General features: G+C 72.0%; 17 protein-coding genes and 1 pseudogene. 6 read left to right on the forward strand and 12 right to left on the reverse strand.

The genetic code is table 11. From position 1 onward, the window contains the following. Positions 1–19: 19 nt before the first annotated feature. On the reverse strand, positions 20–193 hold the full coding sequence (locus tag M2157_RS32775; protein ID WP_158013118.1) for a hypothetical protein: 174 nt from the start codon (positions 191–193) through the stop codon (positions 20–22). A 206-nt stretch (positions 194–399) separates the two neighbouring features. Between M2157_RS32775 and M2157_RS32780 the strand changes: the two genes are divergently transcribed. Further along, complete coding sequence (locus M2157_RS32780; protein WP_280857406.1) at positions 400–1,314, forward strand: DUF4231 domain-containing protein; 915 nt, start codon at positions 400–402, stop codon at positions 1,312–1,314. 21 nt (positions 1,315–1,335) lie between these two features. Here the strand turns inward: M2157_RS32780 and M2157_RS32785 are convergent, their stop codons facing one another. Continuing rightward, a complete protein-coding gene (locus M2157_RS32785; protein ID WP_280859001.1) occupies positions 1,336–1,803 on the reverse strand; it encodes a hypothetical protein in 468 nt (155 codons plus the stop codon). Positions 1,804–1,956: 153 nt separating this feature from the next. Beyond that, complete coding sequence (locus tag M2157_RS32790) at positions 1,957–3,093, reverse strand: Gfo/Idh/MocA family oxidoreductase (RefSeq protein WP_280867005.1); 1,137 nt, start codon at positions 3,091–3,093, stop codon at positions 1,957–1,959. Positions 3,094–3,223: 130 nt separating this feature from the next. Here M2157_RS32790 and M2157_RS32795 point away from each other — a divergent pair, with 130 nt between their 5' ends. Next, positions 3,224–3,853, forward strand: a complete 630-nt coding sequence (locus M2157_RS32795) for a ScbR family autoregulator-binding transcription factor (protein ID WP_280857404.1) — start codon at positions 3,224–3,226, stop codon at positions 3,851–3,853. Between the two features lie 48 nt (positions 3,854–3,901). Here the strand turns inward: M2157_RS32795 and M2157_RS32800 are convergent, their stop codons facing one another. The 4 genes from M2157_RS32800 to M2157_RS32815 all read right to left on the reverse strand — a co-directional run bounded on the left by M2157_RS32800 (position 3,902) and on the right by M2157_RS32815 (position 9,309). Further along, on the reverse strand, positions 3,902–4,939 hold the full coding sequence (locus M2157_RS32800) for a rod shape-determining protein (RefSeq protein ID WP_280857403.1): 1,038 nt from the start codon (positions 4,937–4,939) through the stop codon (positions 3,902–3,904). Positions 4,940–5,102: 163 nt separating this feature from the next. Further along, a complete protein-coding gene (locus tag M2157_RS32805) occupies positions 5,103–6,476 on the reverse strand; it encodes a carboxyl transferase domain-containing protein (RefSeq protein ID WP_280867006.1) in 1,374 nt (457 codons plus the stop codon). Beyond that, entirely contained in the window at positions 6,469–7,914 is a 1,446-nt protein-coding gene (locus M2157_RS32810) for an acyl-CoA synthetase (protein WP_280867007.1), read from the reverse strand. Before M2157_RS32810 ends, M2157_RS32805 begins: the two co-directional genes overlap by 8 nt. Before the next feature lie 36 nt (positions 7,915–7,950). After that, a complete protein-coding gene (locus M2157_RS32815; protein WP_280867008.1) occupies positions 7,951–9,309 on the reverse strand; it encodes an SLC13 family permease in 1,359 nt (452 codons plus the stop codon). 208 nt (positions 9,310–9,517) lie between these two features. On the opposite strand from M2157_RS32815, the gene M2157_RS32820 reads away from it, so the two are divergent. Continuing rightward, entirely contained in the window at positions 9,518–10,225 is a 708-nt protein-coding gene (locus M2157_RS32820; protein WP_280867009.1) for a FadR/GntR family transcriptional regulator, read from the forward strand. 218 nt (positions 10,226–10,443) lie between these two features. Further along, positions 10,444–11,665: pseudogene (locus tag M2157_RS32825) on the forward strand (RNA-guided endonuclease TnpB family protein). Positions 11,666–11,722: 57 nt separating this feature from the next. Here M2157_RS32825 and M2157_RS32830 read toward each other — a convergent pair. After that, complete coding sequence (locus tag M2157_RS32830) at positions 11,723–12,592, reverse strand: hypothetical protein (protein ID WP_280868311.1); 870 nt, start codon at positions 12,590–12,592, stop codon at positions 11,723–11,725. A 125-nt stretch (positions 12,593–12,717) separates the two neighbouring features. On the opposite strand from M2157_RS32830, the gene M2157_RS32835 reads away from it, so the two are divergent. Continuing rightward, a complete protein-coding gene (locus M2157_RS32835; RefSeq protein ID WP_280867010.1) occupies positions 12,718–13,785 on the forward strand; it encodes a MerR family transcriptional regulator in 1,068 nt (355 codons plus the stop codon). A gap of 4 nt (positions 13,786–13,789) precedes the next feature. Beyond that, on the forward strand, positions 13,790–14,440 hold the full coding sequence (locus M2157_RS32840) for a class I SAM-dependent methyltransferase (protein WP_280857396.1): 651 nt from the start codon (positions 13,790–13,792) through the stop codon (positions 14,438–14,440). Here M2157_RS32840 and M2157_RS32845 read toward each other — a convergent pair. From M2157_RS32845 to M2157_RS32860, 4 genes are read right to left on the reverse strand one after another with little or no spacing between them, the layout of a single operon-like run. Beyond that, on the reverse strand, positions 14,403–15,005 hold the full coding sequence (locus tag M2157_RS32845) for a hypothetical protein (RefSeq protein WP_280857395.1): 603 nt from the start codon (positions 15,003–15,005) through the stop codon (positions 14,403–14,405). The two genes, M2157_RS32840 and M2157_RS32845, sit on opposite strands and share 38 nt — an antisense overlap. Beyond that, the gene (locus tag M2157_RS32850; RefSeq protein ID WP_280857394.1) at positions 14,971–15,804 is read right to left on the reverse strand and encodes an FkbM family methyltransferase; all 834 of its coding nucleotides are present in this window, start codon (positions 15,802–15,804) and stop codon (positions 14,971–14,973) included. Before M2157_RS32850 ends, M2157_RS32845 begins: the two co-directional genes overlap by 35 nt. Then, positions 15,801–16,010 carry a Trm112 family protein gene (locus M2157_RS32855; protein ID WP_057615464.1) on the reverse strand — a complete coding sequence of 70 codons (210 nt, stop codon included), beginning with the start codon at positions 16,008–16,010 and terminating at the stop codon, positions 15,801–15,803. The genes M2157_RS32850 and M2157_RS32855 overlap by 4 nt, the downstream gene beginning before the upstream one ends. Continuing rightward, the gene (locus M2157_RS32860; protein WP_280859000.1) at positions 16,007–16,912 is read right to left on the reverse strand and encodes a hypothetical protein; all 906 of its coding nucleotides are present in this window, start codon (positions 16,910–16,912) and stop codon (positions 16,007–16,009) included. The genes M2157_RS32855 and M2157_RS32860 overlap by 4 nt, the downstream gene beginning before the upstream one ends. Positions 16,913–16,926: the final 14 nt, after the last annotated feature.

Genomic DNA, 16,926 nt, shown 5'->3' on the forward strand with positions numbered 1-16,926 from the left:
GAGTGCCGGACAGCGCGATTTACAGTGCACTGTCGAACGTGATGGGCTTGGCGGGACGCCTTTCCGGGACGTCCAGAACCCGAGCGGCCTCGGTCCTGGCCGACTCGCTGGGGACGATCGTCCCGAGCGGGGTGAGTCGACGGGACGTGGGACCGGAGACCGGTCCGCGCTCCGTGGTGGTTTGTGCGTTCATGTGTGCTGATGTCTCCTCTCGAGGGCACCGGTCTGCCCCCGGCCCAAGGGGACCAGAGGGTCCGGTGTCGCTTCGCGATCCATGAGGCAGAGACAGCCCGGGTTTAGGCGGACGATACCTCAGGAGACCCGGCCCGGAGCATGGCTTGACGGCGCGTACACGCCCATACTCGATGGTCCAGGTGAGCATGCCGTCGGGGGTGGTTCATGAGCGCCGCAATTCCGGGTCCTGGCACGACATGGAGTGAACACGACCTCCCCCCGCTCTTCCGCGTTAACGATCAACTCGCGATCACCCATCAGAGTGAATCGTTCCGCGCCGTCCGCGCCCAATTGCTCGTCCTGCTCGCGGCGACCACCTCGGCCATGCTGGCCGAACGCCTGGACAGCCATGTCCCGGCGTTCCTCGCCGCGCTGCTGTACGCCCTGACCATCGGCATCGGACTGCGCACCACACGCCGTCGTGCCCGCGCACGCTGGCAGGCCCACCGTGCCGTGGCCGAGCTGCTGAAGTCCCTGGCGTGGCAGTACATGGTGCACGGCGGGATCTTCCACTCCCAGGTGGCCAACGCGGACGCGCTGTTCGCGGAACGGGTCGAGGAACGCCTCAGAGAGATGCGCAAGGTGGGCTGGGAGGACTCCAGGAACGGGGTCCACGCTCGCGGCGAGGGCCAGATCACCCCGGCGATGCGTCAGGTACGGGCGAAGGCCTTCTCGGTGCGGCGGGACATCTACCTGCGTGAGCGATTACTCGAGCAGCACGCCTGGTACCGGCGGCGTGCCGCCCAGGCCCACCGCGCCTCCATGCAGTGGTCCTCAGTGACCGCCGTACTGACCCTCCTGGCGCTGCTGGCGGCCGTGTTCAGGGCGGCCGGGATGCTCGGCGCCTGGGACCTGACCGGGGTGCTCAGCGCGGCCGCGGCGGCCGGGGTCGCCTGGCAGGAGGTGCGCCGGCACCGGCCGCTGACCTACGCCCACTCGCTCGTCGAGCAGGATCTGGAGACCCTGCGGGTCGAGATGAGCACGACCGTGACCGAGGACCGGTGGGCCCTGGCGGTGGCGGAGGCGGAGCGGCTGGTGTCGCCGCAGCACTCGGACTGGCTCGGCAGGTTCGGTGGCTGACGGCGCGTCATGAGCCGGGCGTCATGGCGCGCGGCGCACGTCCGGCTCCCACAGCACGGTCACCGGCACCCCAGTCCTCCGCGCGTAGGCGACCACATCGCCGGTGCCCCCCAGCCCCCGGGCCGGGCGGCCGTCCCACACGGCGATCAGGCGGTCGCAGTGGTCGACGATCCAGCGGCCCGCCGCGAAGTACGCCTCCTCGTGCGTCGGCTCGGGCGGCAGATCGACGCGGTTCGCGCAGGCGCGCAGGATCCTGCGGTACCCGGCGCGCGCCGCGTCGTCGTCGAGGTGGGCCTCGTAGTCCATGCCCGGGATCACCGCCGTCACCGGGACACCGCCCGCCAGGGCGATGTCCGCGAACAGCTGGTCGGCGCCGGCCGCGAGACAGGTGAAGGCCTCCAGGGCGCCGCCGCTGAGGTGCCTGCGCATCTCCGCACGCACACCCGGCAGGACGGCGCCCGGGATGGAGCGGTGCCCCGTCACGCCGATCCGGGTGACGGAGGTGTGAGCCGGTGCGGTCGCGGTGGAATCGGTTCCGGCCTGTCGGGTCGTCGCGGTTCCGCTCGTCACGAGAGAGCCTCCCACAGCCGTCGGAACTCCACCGTAACGCCGTCGGCGGGGAGCACACAGGGGCGCACCTGCTCACACCGGGCTCGTCGGGTGACGTCCCCTCGGCCCGGCCACTCGGTTCAGCCGCACCCGGCGGCCGCTCCCCGCCGAGGACCTGACCGCGTCCAGCAGCCGGTGCACCCGCACGGCGGTGGTGAAGTCCGGGCCGAAGTCGTCTCCCGTGCGGATCGCCCGGGCCAGGTCCGTGTAGACCTGGGCGACATTGCTGACCGGGGACGGGGTGCCGAGCAGCGGGCGGTGTGCGTCGGGGACGGTGAGCTGCCGGGCGGGGGAGCCGTTGGCCGGGGTGTGGGTCAGGGTGAAGCGGGGGCCCACCAGCGAGTCGTCCGACGACACCAGGACCAGTCGGCCCGTCCGCCCGTGCACCTCGATCCGGAAACCGTCGCCGCGGGGGCCGCCCGTCATGAAGTGCGCCGAGGCCGCCGCGCCCGACTCCAGCAGACCGGCCAGCACGATCTGGTCCGGGGAGGTCACCTCGATCGGCTCGCCGGTCTCCTCCATCGTGATCCGGTCGATCCGGGTCGCCAGGGTCGCCGAGATCTCGGTGAACTCCCCGACGGCGTACTGGAACATGTCCAGCGAGTGACCGCCCACCACGGCGAGATGGTTGACGCCCTTCGTCTCGTCGAACAGCGCCGCGTACCGCGTGGACCACACCTCGGGTGTCGCGAGCGAGTACAGCAGGGACGCCGAGAGCACCTCCCCGATCAGCCCCTGCGCCAACACCTCCCGCAGCAGTCGTACTTCGGGGTGGTGCCGGCTCTGCAGCCCCACCGCGTGCCGTACGCCCGCCGCCAGCGCCGCCGACTCGAAGCGCTCGGCGGTCGCCGCGTCCGGGGCCAGCGGCCACTCGCTGTACACATGCCGGCCCGCGGCGATCGCCGCCTCCACCAGGCCGTCCCGGGAGGGGAGTTGGACCGCGACGGTGACCAGGTCGACGTCCGGGTCGGACATCAGCGCCCGGGCGTCGTCGTACGACTTCTCCGCGCCCCACACCCCGGCGGCGGCCCGCGCCGACGCGGCGGTCGTACCGGCAACTGCCGTGACCTGAAAGTCGTTTAGCGCCCTGAGTGCCGGGAGATGGATGTTGCGACCCCATCCCCGCTCGGCGTGCGCGCCCACGACTCCCACCCGGATCCTGTCCGCCATGCCAACTCCCCACGTTTCCAGGGCGGTTCCCTGGTCCGTCGATAAAAGTACCAGTCGGTTGGTTTTTTTACGGGTCGGGAAGGCACACTGATCCCGAGAGCTCGTCGCGACACAGGCAGGGGTTGGACGCATGGTCAGGCAGGAACGCGCGGAGGTCACCCGGTCGGCCATCCTCGACGGGGCGGCCCGCGCCTTCGACGCCGAGGGGTACCACGGGACGTCTCTCGGGGACATCGTCAAGGAGGCCGGGGTGACGAAGGGCGCGCTCTACTTCCACTTCGGGTCGAAGGAGGAGCTCGCCCAGGCCCTCGTCGACGAGCAGTTCTCCGCCCTGGAGTCGGTCACGGACGCGGGCAAGCCCGGGGTGCAGACCGTCATCGACATCGTGCACACCATGGCCCGGCTGCTGGTGGCGGACGTCCGGGTGCGGGCCGGCATCCGCCTGGTCATCGACCAGAGCTCCAAGACGGGCATCGTCAGCGAGCCGTACACCCGGTGGATCGAGCTCTTCCGGGAGTGCCTGGTCCAGGCGCAGCAGCGCGGGGACGTCAAGGCGGACCTCGACCCCGGGCGGGTGGCCCGGCTGATCGTCGGCTCCTGGACCGGGATGCAGCTGAGCTCCCAGGTCCTCAGCGGGCGGGCCGACCTGACCGAGGAGACCACCCTGATGTGGGAGATGCTGCTGCCGAGCATCGTGCCGCCGCGGCGGCTGGAGCGGTTCCGTCCCGAGGGCACGGCGCTGGTGCCCGAGATGGCCTGACGGGGTCTCACGGGGGCGCGTGAAGAGCGCCGTGGCGTGTGCCGTGCCTCAGGTGGCCAGCGGGTCCAGCGACAGCGGCTCGATCCGGCCCTCCAGCATGTACCCCAGTCCCTGTACGGCGCAGACGTCGGGCCGCTCGGCGATGTGCACCGGCATTCCGGTTGCCTGCCGCAACATCTGGTCGAGCCCGGGGAGCAGGGCGGAACCGCCGACCATCATGATCCCGCGGTCGGCGAGGTCGGCCACCAGGTCGGGCGGGCAGTTGCGCAGCACCCGGCCGATACCGTCCAGGACGGCGGTCAGCGGGGTCTCGATCGCGTCCCGTACGGCGGCCGTGTCGACCTGCACGGAACGCGCGAGACCGGTGGCGACGTCCCGGCCGTGGATCTCGGTGGAGGCGGGGCCCTGCGGGGTGAGGCCGTTGCCGGAGAGGGCGAGCTGCAGCGGTCGTACGGACTGGCTGGGCAGCATCAGCTCGTGCTCGTGACGCAGGTGCTGCACGATCGCGTGGTCGACGGCCTCGCCGCCGACCGGGACGCGTTCGGCGGTCACGATCGACCCGAGCGAGAGCACCGCGACCTGGGTGGCGGCGGCCCCGCACACCATGATCATGGTGGCCTCGGGGCGCTCGACGGGCAGTCCGCAGCCGACGGCGGCGGCGATGAGGGTGTCCACGAGCTCCACGCGCCGCGCCCCCAGTCCCACGAGGGTCTCGATCGCCGCGCGCCGGGCCAGCGGGTCGGCGTCGTGCGGGGTGCAGGCGGCGGCCCGCAGGCGGGGCTTGCGGCGCAGATTGCGGCGGATCTTGTCGCCGAGCAGATGGCGCAGCATGCGCTGGGCCATCTCGATGTCGACGACGGTGCCGCCGGAGACGGGCCGTACGACACGGATGTAGTCGGGGGTGCGGCCGGTCATCTTCTCGGCGAACTCACCGACCGCGATCAGCGCGCCGGTACGGGTGTTCACGGCGGCGGCCGACGGCTGGTCGACGACGAGCCCGGCCCCCTTCACGTACACCCGCGTCCTCGCCGCACCCAGGTCCACGGCGAAGTGGCAGCGGCGCAGCTGCTCCAGACTGGCGGTCATGGAAGGTCCTCCCGAGAGCACAGACCGTGGGGCCGCGCCGGGTGGCGGGGCTTAGTGGCATTGTGCGGCGGTGGGGGAGGAGGGGCCCTTATTGAAGGGCCGGGTGGGGTGCGGCTAAATGGGCGGTTTTATCATCTATGCCCGATATGAGCGTTTTGTAAAGTTACGGCAGTGTTCTCCCCTCGGGGTGGGCGATCACCCCGAGCTCCGCCAAGTCCTGTGGCCGGATCCGCAGTTGGCCCGCCGTCGCCTCGACCTCCTCCCGCGGTCGCTTGAGGATCGCCGCCGCCAGGTCGGGTGCGATCACGGAGAAGTAGCTGTCCGGGGTGGCGTACGTGGCGCCGGGTGCCGCCAGAGCCAGGGCGCCGCCGGAGCCGCCCTCGCCGATGAGGAGGGTGGTGATCGGGGTGCGGGCGGAGGCGACCGTGGTGAACAGGTCGGCGATGGCCGCGCCCGCGCCCTGGCGTTCGGCCTCCGCGTCGTTGGCCGCGCCCGGGGTGTCCACCAGGGTGAGCACCGGGATGCCGAGCCGGTCCGCGAGGCGGATCAGGCGGGTGGCGGTGCGGTAGCCGGCGGGACGGGTCGCCGTGCCGGTCTGGGCGGCGTAGGCGACGGTGCGGCCCCCGCGCTCGCCGAAGCCGCACAGCATGCCCGGGTCGGTGCCGCCGCAGCGGTCCCCGGAGATGGCCGCGCGGTGAGTGAAGTAGGCGTCCAGGTAGGCGTCCGCACGCGGCCGCTCCGCGGAACGGGCACGCCGGACCGCGTCCCACCCGGTGGCGGGGAGCTCGGTGGTACCGAGGGGGGCCGGGACGGGGGCCGCCTCGGTGGTGTGGCCGTCCGTGGGGGCGTCGGCGGCACTGGCCGACCGCCTCGCCAGCAACCGCAGCCACGTCCCCAGCGTCCGCCGCAGTTCCTCCGGTCGTACGACCGCGTCCACCGCGCCCGCCGCCACCTGGGCCTCCGCCGTGTACGCCGACGGGTCGGCGTCCGGGGGGCGGACCCGGGAGCCCGCGAAGCCGACCTGGGCGCCCGGGAGGGCGAGGATCACGTCCGCGCCGGCGCCCAGGGTGGCCCAGCCGCCGCCCGTGGTGGGGTCGCGCAGTACCGCGATCTGGGGGAGACCGGCCTCCCGGGTGAGGGCCGACTGGCGTGCCACGCGCTGGAGTTGGGTCAGGGCGAGCATGCCCTCCTGCATACGGCTGCCGCCCGTGGCCACCAACGGGACGAGGGGGAGCCGGTGTTCGCGGGCGTACGTGTACGCCGCCTCCAGACGGTCGCCGGTGCGTTCGCCCAGCGAGCCGCCCAGGAAGCCGAACTCGAAGGCGATCAGGACGGCTCGGGTGCCCTCGATGCGCGCGGTGCCGCAGATGACCGACTCCTGCTCGCCGGTGCGTTCGGCGGCACGCGCGCGCGAGGCGTCGTAGCCCTGCCAGGCGAGTGGCCCGTCGGGCTTCGACTGCCGTTCGGGGTACGGGATTTCGGCGAAGTCGTCGGCCACCAGGGCCACGACCTCGCGCGCTGACGGCCGCTCAGTCATGCAGCGCCCGCTTCATGATCTTCCCCATGTCGTTGCGGGGGAGGGCGGTGAGATGGTGGACGACCCGCGGGCGCTTGTGCGGGGCGAGGCGGGCGGCCACGTGGTCCGCCAACTCGTCCAGAGCGGGCGGGGACTGGGGATCCTCCGGGACGATCCACGCCACGATCCGCTCACCCAGATCCGGGTCCGGCTCCCCGGTCACGGCGGCCTCCCGCACCCCCGGGTGCTCCAGCAGCGCGTTCTCGATCTCGCCCGCCCCGATCTTGTAACCCCCGCTCTTGATCAGGTCGGTGGCCTTCCGGCCGACGATCCGGACGTATCCGTCCGCGTCCCGCACCGCCATGTCCCCCGTGCGGAACCAGCCGTCCGCCGTGAACGCCGCCGCCGTCGCGTCCGGCCGGTTGAGGTACTCGGTGAACAGGTTCGGCCCGCGCACCTGGATCTCGCCGACCGTCTCGCCGTCGTACGACGTGATCGGCGACCCGTCCTCCTCCACCAGCCGCACCTCCACGCCCGGCAGCGGTACGCCCACGGTCCCGGCGCGTGGCACGCCGTCCGCGCGCACGCTGGTGTTCATGAGGGTCTCCGTCATGCCGTAGCGCTCGATGACCCGGCGGCCGGTCGTGGCCGTGATGCGCTCGTGGTCGTGCACGGGGAGCGCCGCCGAACCGGAGACGAGCAGCCGGGCCCCGCCCAGTGCCTTCACCAGCTCGGGGTCCCCCGCCAGGGTTTCGGCGATGCGGTGGTACATCGTCGGGACGCCGAAGAGCATGGTCGCGCCGTGGTTCAGCTCGCGGGCCACCCCGGCCGTGCTGAAACGCCCGAGGTGACGGACCGAGCCGCCGCGGCGCAGCGGGCCGAGGATGCCGAGGACCAGGCCGTGCACATGGAAGAGGGGCAGGCCGTGCACCAGGATGTCGTCCGACGTCCACTGCCAGGCGTCGGCGAGGGCGTCCAGCGTGGTGGCGATGGCCCGGCGGGGGAGCACGGCGCCCTTCGGCGGCCCTGTGGTGCCGGAGGTGTAGACGACCAGGGCGGGGTCGCCGTCCTGGGCCGAAACGTCGGGTGCGGTGCCCCCGGTGGCGTGCACGTCGATGTCGACACGCTCCAAGTCACCGACGGCAGCGGGCAGTTCGGCGCCCGGCGGGACGAGCAGCAGGCCCGGCGTGCTGTCGTTCAGGATGTGCCCGAGCTCCTTCTCCCCGGACTTCGGGTTGAGCGGCACCGCGGCGACACCGGCCTCCAGCGCCGCCACCACGGCCACCGCGGTCTCCAGTTCCGCGGTCGCCCAGACGGCCACGCGGTCGTACCACGCGAGACGGCCCGCCAGGGCGCCGGTCGCGGCCGCGAGTTGCGCGTAGGTGAGTGAGCGGTCGCCGAACCGCAGGGCGGGACGGTCCGCCGTGGCGCCCCTGAGGGCCGGGAAGAGAGAGGTCACGCTTCACAACTCCTAACCTGTTGTCGCCTGTCGGTCCTACCCGAAGCCCGGAACCACCAACACCAGCCACACCACCGCGGGTACCACCGCCACCACGATGCCTCCGTAGATCATCAGCTGCCGGAAGAAACGCTCGCGGTCCACGTCCGGTGCCGCGGCCAGCACCAGCGCGCCGTTCGTCGAGAACGGGCTCACGTCCACGACCGTCGCCGACACCGCCAGCGCCGCCACCATCCCGACCGCCCCGATCTCGCCCTGCGCGAGGAACGGCACCGCCAGCGGGATCAGCGCGCCCATGATCCCCACGGACGAGGCGAACGCGGAGACGATCGCGCCGATGTAGCACAGCAGTACGGCGGCCAGCAGCGGGACGCCGATGCCGCCGACGCCCTCACCGGCCCACTTGATCGTGCCGATCTCCTCCAGCACGCCGACGTAGGTGAGAACACCGCAGATCAGCAGCACCGTGGACCAGGCGATCTGACCGACCGCCTTGCGGCTGTCCTCCGGCCAGGCGGCGCTCAGGATCACCGCGAGGGTGATGGACGTGAGCCCGGCGTCGAGGTCGAAGGCGAGGACGGCGACGACCAGGGCGACCAGAGCGGTGAGGGTGGCGATCCGGGCGGGGGTGAGACGGGTGGTGTCGGGGGCCTCGGTGCGGGTGGCCACGGCGGTGGCGGGGCCGCTGCCTGAGGCGGGGGCGGGGGCGGGGGCGGTGCCGCCCTCCGGTGCGTCCCGCTTGTCGGGAGCCCCGGACCCGGCGGCCTCGTCCAACGGGACCGCACCCTGCGCCCACAGCTTCAGCCCGCCGAACAGCACGAACATCACGCCCGCGATGACGAGGTTGACGATGAGCGAGGCCAGGAAGAGGAACACCTCGTTGCCCGGGAGGTGCTCGCGCTCGACGATGCCGTTGACGATCGTGCCGTAGATGCTGATCGGTGAGAAACCGCCGCCCTGGGCGCCGTGCACGACCATCGCGCCCATCAGCAACGGGCTGATCCCGTACCGCGCGGCGAAGCTCAGCGCGATCGGCGCGACGATCGCGACCGCGGCCGGACTGACCGCGCCGATCGCCGTCAGCGCGCCGGTGATCGCGAACATCACCCACGGGATCAGCGCCACCCGCCCGCGCACGAGCCGGATGGACGCGTGGACCAGCCAGTCCGTGGTGCCGTTGGCCCGCGCGATCGCGAACAGGTACGTCACGCCGACGAGGACGACGAACAGGTCGCCGGGGAAGCCGGCGAAGATGCCGTCCGCGTCGAGGTCGGCGACGAGCTCGCCCACGGCGAAGGCGGCGGCGAAGGCCAGGGCGCCCATGTTGACGGAACGGGTGGTGGCGATGACGAACACCACGACCAGGACGAGGATCGAGATGAGTTCTGGGGACATACGGGCTCCCGTCGTTGGGCCCCGGAGCGGTGGGGTGGCCGACTGGCTCAGTGGACAATTGGCTGAGCCACTCAGCCACATGGGGGATGGCTGGTTAGCGTGGTGCGGGCCGCGCGACACGTCAAGGGGTCGCGCAAAATTGGCTCAGCCACTTGGCCAATTGGCCACCTATGGGGTGTTACTCTCCCGACGAACGAGAGGGGGACCCGTGACCGACGCCCTGCGCCCCATGACCAAGCCACGGCTCTACGAGCAGGTGCTCGACCGGCTGCGCCAGTACGTCGCCGAGGGCGGGCTCCGGGCCGGCGACCGGCTCCCGCCCGAGCGCGACCTGGCCACCCGCCTCGGCGTCAGCCGGGCCTCCGTGAAGCAGGCGATCGTCGTGCTGGAGGTCCAGGGGCTGGTCGAGGCACGGCACGGCGGCGGGACGTATCTCGTCCGGGACAGCCTCGACGTCGAGCCCGTCGAGAAGATGGTCGAGCGGCGCCGGCGCCTGCCCGACGTCCTCGACGCCCGCGAGGCCCTGGAGACCAAGCTCGCCGAACTGGCCGCCGAGCGCCGCACCGACGAGGACCTGGTCGCCATGCGCATGGCCCTCGCCAGAATGGCCGGGGAGATCGAGGACGGCGGTCACGGCATCGAGGGCGACCGGCTGTTCCACGCGGCCGTCACCGCCGCCGCGCACAGCTCTCTGCTCGCGGAGTTCATGCGCTCCATCGCCGACCAGATCGCCGAGAGCCGCACCGAGTCCCTGCGCCAGCCGCACCGCCCCGAGCGTTCCCTCGCCCAGCACCGGGCGATCCTCGACGCGATCGCCCTCCAGCGCCCGGGCCAGGCGGCCTCGGCGATGCGCCGCCACGTCCGAACGGTGGCGAAGGTACGGCTGCTGGACTGGGAGCCGGAGGAGGACGGTTAGCGGCGAGCGCCGTGTGCCGAGGGTGACCCGGGATCGCGCTACCGGGATTCATTCGCAGCGCTCCGGCCTTCAGACCGGGGGTGAAGCGAATCTGAAGGTGGCGACGCGGAGCGTCGCGGTGTCGTTCCGGCGGAGCCGGACTGTGCGCAGGGGGCGGTGATGGTTCAAGCGAATGTTCCCTCTGGTGACGCTTGTGCGGGGTGCCTAGTGTGATCGTCATGCAGCTGAGGTACGGCTTCCGCCTGTACCCGGATGCCTCCCAGCGCACCGCGCTGGCAAAGGCGTTCGGGTGCGCCCGTGTCGTGTTCAACGACGCGGTGCGCGCCCGTGAGAGTGCCCGCTCGGCGGGCTTGCCGTTCCCGAAGGCCGGCGAGCTGTCCACCCGCCTGATCACCCAGGCCAAGCAGACCGCTTCGCGGTCCTGGCTTGGCGAGGTGTCCGCGGTGGTGCTCCAGCAGTCCCTGCGCGACGCGGACAGGGCTTACAAGAACTTCTTCGCCTCCCTCAAGGGCACCCGCAAGGGCACCAGGCTGGGCGCTCCGCGCTTCAAGTCCCGCAAGGACCAGCATCAGTCGATCCGGTTCACCGCCAACGCCCGCTGGCACATCGACAAAGCCGGGCGGCTGAATCTGCCGAAGGTCGGGGCGGTGAAGGTGAAGTGGTCCCGCTCCCTGCCCGCCACCCCGTCGTCGGTCACTGTGATCAAGGACTCGGCCGGACGGTACTTCGCCTCCTTCGTCATCGCCACCGCCGAGGCCGCCGAGGCCGCCCGCATGCCCGACAGCGACCAGCAGACCGGCATCGACCTGGGGCTGACGCACTTCGCGATCCTGTCCGACGGCAGAAAGATCGACTCCCCGCGGTTCCTCAGACGGGCGGAGAAGAAACTCAAGAGGGCCCAGCGGGAGCTGTCCCGCAAACAGAAAGGCAGCAAGAACCGGAACAAAGCCTGCCTCAAGGTCGCCCGCGCCCATGCCCAAGTGGCGGATGCGCGCCGCGAGTTCCACCACCAGCTCTCCACGACGCTGATCCGCGAGAATCAAGCGATCGGCGTGGAGGACCTGGCGGTCAAGGCACTGGCGCGTACCCACCTGGCCAAGAGCGTGCATGATGCGGGCTGGTCACAGTTCGTGGCCATGCTGGAGTACAAGGCCCAGGTACGGGCGCACCCTGGTCAAGATCGGCCGGTTCGTGCCCACGTCCCAGACCTGCTCGGTCTGCGACACCGTGGACGGGCCCAAACCCCTCCACATCCGGGAGTGGACCTGTCCCGCCTGCGGCGCCGTCCTCGACCGGGACATCAACTCCGCACGCAATGTGAAGAAGGCCGCCGGACTGGCGGTGCCAGCCTGTGGAGCGCCGGTAAGACCAGAACCCGTTCTGGCACAGTGCGACGAAGCAGGAAGCCACGGATTCTCCACCGGACCCCGTGCCGCGTAGCGGCACAGAACCCGGACGAGAAGGCCAGAATCCTCGGGCTTCAGCCCGAGGAGCAAGTCAACGCGCCGCCCGCAGCACCGCCTCCACCACCGTCCGCACCGACGCCGGGTGCAGGAACAGGAAAAGGTTCGGCTCGACCAGCTCCAGTTCCATCACCTGCGGCCGCCCGTCCTCCCCGTCGACGAGGTCCACGCGCGCGTACAGCAGCTCCGGCGCATCCGGTACGGCGGCCAGGGCGCGCTCGGCGACCGCGAGTTCGGCCGGGGTCGGCGTCCAGGGCTCCAGGCCCGGGTGGGCGACCTTGGTCGCGTCGAAGGCCGTACCGGGAGCGAGGACCGCCCGCTTGCGGCTGGCGTGCAGCAGCCGGCCCCCGAAGAACTGCAGCGCCCGCTCACCGCCCGCGTCGATGCCCCGCATGTACGGCTGCACCATCGCGGTCAGCCCCTCGGCGTGCATGCGCTCCAGCTGCCGTACGGCACTGTCGTGCTGTTCGGGCGTGTACCGCGCGGCATACCGTGCGCCCGCCCCGGACGTGGGCTTGACGACGTACTCGTGGTCGCGGGGCAGGTCGGCCGGGTCGCCGGGCGCGAGATACCGGGTCGGCACCACCGGCACCCCCGCCTCCGCGAGCTCCCCGATGTACCGCTTGTCGGTGTTCCAGCGCACGACCTCCGCCGGGTTGGCGAGCCGCGTCACCTTGGCGCACCGCTCCGCCCACGCCACGAACTCGGCCGCCCGCCAGCTGTAGTCCCAGGTGGACCGGATGACGGCCAGGTCGTACTCGGCCCAGTCGACGTCACCGTCGTCCCAGCACACGGCTTCCGCCTCGGCCCCGGCCTCGCGCAGCGCGGCCACCAGCACGGGCAGGTCGGCGTCCTTGCTGGGTTCGGGTCGGGGGTCGTAGGTGACGAGGGCTATTCGGGGCACGGCGGGTTCCTTTCCCATGGGGGCTCGTCCGGCAGGCTAACGGCGGCAGGGGAAAGCGCGGCAACCCGTTTACCTTCCCCCTCGGTCAAGCCCCACCATCGAGGGCGAGGAACGGAGGAGGCCGTATGGAGTGGCTGACGATCGGGGCCTTCGCGCGGGCGTGCCGTCTGTCGCCGAAGGCGTTGCGGCTCTACGACGAGCTGGAGCTGCTGCGTCCGGCCCGCGTCGACGCGGCGACGGGTTACCGCTACTACACGCCGGCCCAGCTGGAACAGGCCCGGCTGGTGGCGTGGCTACGGCGGCTGGGCATGCCGCTGGCCCGGATCCGCACGGTGTGCGCGCTCCCGGCCGCTGCCGCCGCCGACGAGATCCGCGCGTACTGGGCGCAGGTCGAGGCGGAGACGGCCGTACGGCGGGACCTCGCCGCGTTCCTCGTCGACGAACTGGCGGCGACGCCGAGGAAGGACACCACCGTGCTCGAACTGCGGTACTCCGCCCACTCGGACCCGGGCCTGGTCCGCCCCGCCAACCAGGACACCGCCCATGCGGGCGCCCGCCTGCTCGCGATCGCCGACGGATACGGTCCCGCGGGCGCCCCCGCCAGCAGCGCGGCCGTGGCGGCACTGCGGTTCCTGGACACCGCCGACATTCCGGCCGGCAACGTCCTCAACCTCCTGGCGGACGCCGTGCACGGGGCGACCGAGGCGGTACGGGACGTGGCCGCGGGCACCGACGAGAACGGCACGACTTTGACCGCCCTGCTGTGGACCGGCTCCCGCCTCGCCCTCGTGCACATCGGCGATTCCCGCGCCTATCTCCTGCGCGGCGGCGCCCTCTTCCGTATCACCCACGACCACACGGTGGTCCAGTCACTGGTCGACGAGGGCCGGCTGACCGCGGAGGAGGCCGGCACCCACCCCCAACGGGCCCTGCTCCTCAAGGCCCTCACGACCGGCACCCCGGACCTGAAACTGCACGACGCTGAACCCGGCGACCGCTATCTGCTGTGCTCCGACGGCCTCTCGGCCGTCGTCCCCGACACCACCATCCGCGACCTGCTCACCACAGCCACCGCCCCGGACACGGCCGTCCACTCCCTGGTCGACGCGGCGAACACCGCGGGCGGCCCGGACAACGTCAGCTGTGTGGTGGCGGACGTGGTGGAGACGGTGGCCCGGAGCCCTGCATCATGACGCCATGTCGATGTCCGGAACCGACGCGTACGAGGGGGAACCCCACCTCCCCCCGCTCGTCGAACGAGCCCTCGCGGCGGCCCGCAACCACGGCTTCCCCTACTCCTGCCGCCCCGAACAGGGCCGTCTGCTGCAGGTTCTGGCGGGCGGGGCCCCGACCCTCGTCGGGGAGACCGGCACGGGCTGCGGGGTGGGCCTGGCCTGGCTGGCCTCGGGGGCGCGGGACGGCGTACGGCTCCTCAGCGTCGAGCGTGACCCGGAGCGCGCCCGCGTCGCCGCCGAGGTCTTCGCCGACCGTCCCGACGTGCGGATCCTCCACGGCGACTGGCGGTGCATCGAGGCCTACGGACCCTACGACCTCCTCGTCCTGGACGGCGGCGGCACCGGTAAGACCCCCGACGACACCCCGGGCGACCCGGCCCGCCTCCTCACCCCGGGCGGCAGAATCGTGATCGACGACTTCACTCCCGCGTCGGACTGGCCGCCCCGGCACGGCGGTTCCGTGGATCGCCCCCGCGTCTTCTGGCTGGAGCATCCCGCCCTGGACACGGTCGAACTGCCCCTGGCCGAGGACCTGGCCACGCTGGTGGGGACGCGGCGCCGGGCAGTAGGGACGATCAGCGCACCGCAACCCTTTGCAGCAGGCCCCACGTGAACTCGGCCACCACCTCCCGGCGCACGCCCTTCTCGTCCGGGGCCGTGAACGTCAGGCCCCAGCGCGTCGGGGCCGTGCCCTCCAGGGGGCGGGCCGGGGGGAAGGCCCGGGCCGCCTCGTCCACGGTGCACGACCATGGGGTGAGGTCGTCGAGGGTGCGCAGGTCAGGGCCTTCGGCCTCCGGTGCCCTGATCAGCCACTCGTTCCACACCGTCGAGCCGTTCGGCGCCAGGAGCGCCTCGAAGCGGAGGTCGGGCCAGAGGGGGACGGGCCAGAGCCAGGCCTCGCACTCCAGGTCGCCGACCTTGCGGGTCAGGACGGTCTCGGGGGCGCCGAGGACCGAGCGGTAGCGGGAGGCGGGAGTGCGGGCGCGGGGAGAACGGACCATCGCCTGCCAGCGCTTGTTGGCCTCCCGCATGTCCGCGATCGAGACGCCCAGCGCGTGCCGGGCGTCCTCCACCAGGCCGGGGTTGTGATCGGCCATGCGGCGCAGCAGGACCAGCTGGAAGTCGAGCGGGGTGAAGGGCGCGCTAGCCGCCTGCTTTCCGGAGGGCATGCCCCCCATCGTCCCCTACAGCACTGACACCGGGACGGCGCCCGTCCGGCAGGAAGAGGACCGAGTTGATGTACCGCGGGCGGCGGAGGAAGGGCAGGACACGACGGAGGAGACCCTGGTTGACGACGTACGACGCCGTCGCCTGGTGGGCTTCCAGGGGGAAGCCGGACAGCGGGACCCAGGTGGTGCGGGGCAGCACCCAGCCGTCGTAGCCGAGGAGGGACAAGTACGTCACCACCGGGGCGATCGGCTGGATCCGGGACTCCAGTTCGACGAAGAGCGCGGGCCGGTCGCGCGCGAGGATTCCCGTGGCGCCGCGCAGCACCGCCAGCTCGCTGCCGTCCACGTCGATCTTGATGAAGCCGACGTCCTTGAGGTCCAGTTCGTCCAGCGTGACGCAGCGGACGTCCACCGCCCGGCCGTGGATGTCCCGCCGGACCAGGGAGGACACCCCCCGGTCGCCCTCGTCGCCGGGTGGCAGCCACAGCCGGGCGGTGCCCGGCCGGTCCGTGGCGGCGGCCTGTACGACCTGGACGTTCGCCGGGGCCGCCACGGTCAGCAGCCGGGCCAGATGGGGTACCGGCTCGACGGTCACCACCCGCCGCGCCCGCCCGGCCAGCCGCCGTGTCCACGGCCCGTACCAGCCGCCCACGTCCACCGCCGTCCGGCAGTCCGCCGGACACAGGTCGGCAAGGCGCGCCAGCTCCGGTTCGAAGCGCGGGTACACGGCTCGGGCGGCCGCCGCGACCAGCCGGGTGGGCAGAAGGGGGGCCACTCGGGCAGCCCAGGTACGAGCCGGTCCGGTCATGGAGTCATCCGTTTCAGTAAGTCTTCGTGCTCGTCGTCCGTCACCTGCTCGCCGGAGGCGGGCAGCAACTGCGGGATGCCGTCGACGATCGGATAGCGACGGCGCAGCCGCGGGTTGTACAGGGCCTCGTCCGGCGGTACGAGATGCAGAGGGCCCTTGTCGAGCGGGCAGGCCAGGATCTGCAGCAGCGGGTCGTCGGGGTTCATGGGGGCGTCAACTCCTTGGCACCGATGGGGGGTTTGGGCGCCGGATCATGCTTGGGCATGCTGAGCAGTACGGCGACGGCGAGCACCGTGCCCGCGAGGCGCAGCGCGAGGCGCAGCGGGTCGTGGGGCAGGGACTCGCCGAACGAGAGCGTGCCGAGCACCGCCGTGTACAGGCAGGTCACCGTCGTGCACACCGGCACGATCAGCGAGGCCCGGCAGCGTTGCAGCGCCGCCTGCGACATCACCAGGCCGAACGCCCCGGTGAACAACAGGAGATACGGATACGGGGAGGCCAACAGCTCAACCACCGCGCTGCCGAGCCCAGTTGACGTCAGGTAGCTCGACACGCCCTTGATCGCGAGCGAGCTGACCCCGTACAGCAGGCCCACCGCCACGCCGTACTCGACGCCGGTCGTCGGCATGCGGTGCCGGTGCCTCGTGCGCCGCTCGGCGGACCCGTACAGCCACACGCCCGCCGCCAGCGACGGCACGCACACCAGCAGGATCAGCTGGTACGGGGCGTCCTGGCTGACCTGGTCCGAACCCTCCTTCAGCGACAGCACGACCATGAGGAGCGCGGCGAGGATGGCGCCCAGCGCGTACCGCTCCCGGCCGGTCGTCTCCTCGCCCAGCAGCCGGGCCGACAGCAGGACGAGCAGCACCAGACCGGAGACGAAGATGCCCTGCGCGGCCGCGATCGGCAGCGTCCGGTAGACCGCGAGCTGCGCCCCGAACCCGGCCGCCAGCGAGAGCGAACCACCGATCCACAGCGGACTTCTGAGGACCAGCCCGAGCAGCCGCGCCGGTTGCCGGATCGACACCTCGGGCAGGGCGGTGAGCGCCCGTTTCTCCAGGACGAATCCCACGCTGTACAGGGTGTTCGCCAACAGGGCCGCCGCCACTCCCCACCACATCG

Origin of the sequence: Streptomyces sp. SAI-127, assembly GCF_029894425.1 — a bacterium.
Lineage (GTDB): Bacteria > Actinomycetota > Actinomycetes > Streptomycetales > Streptomycetaceae > Streptomyces.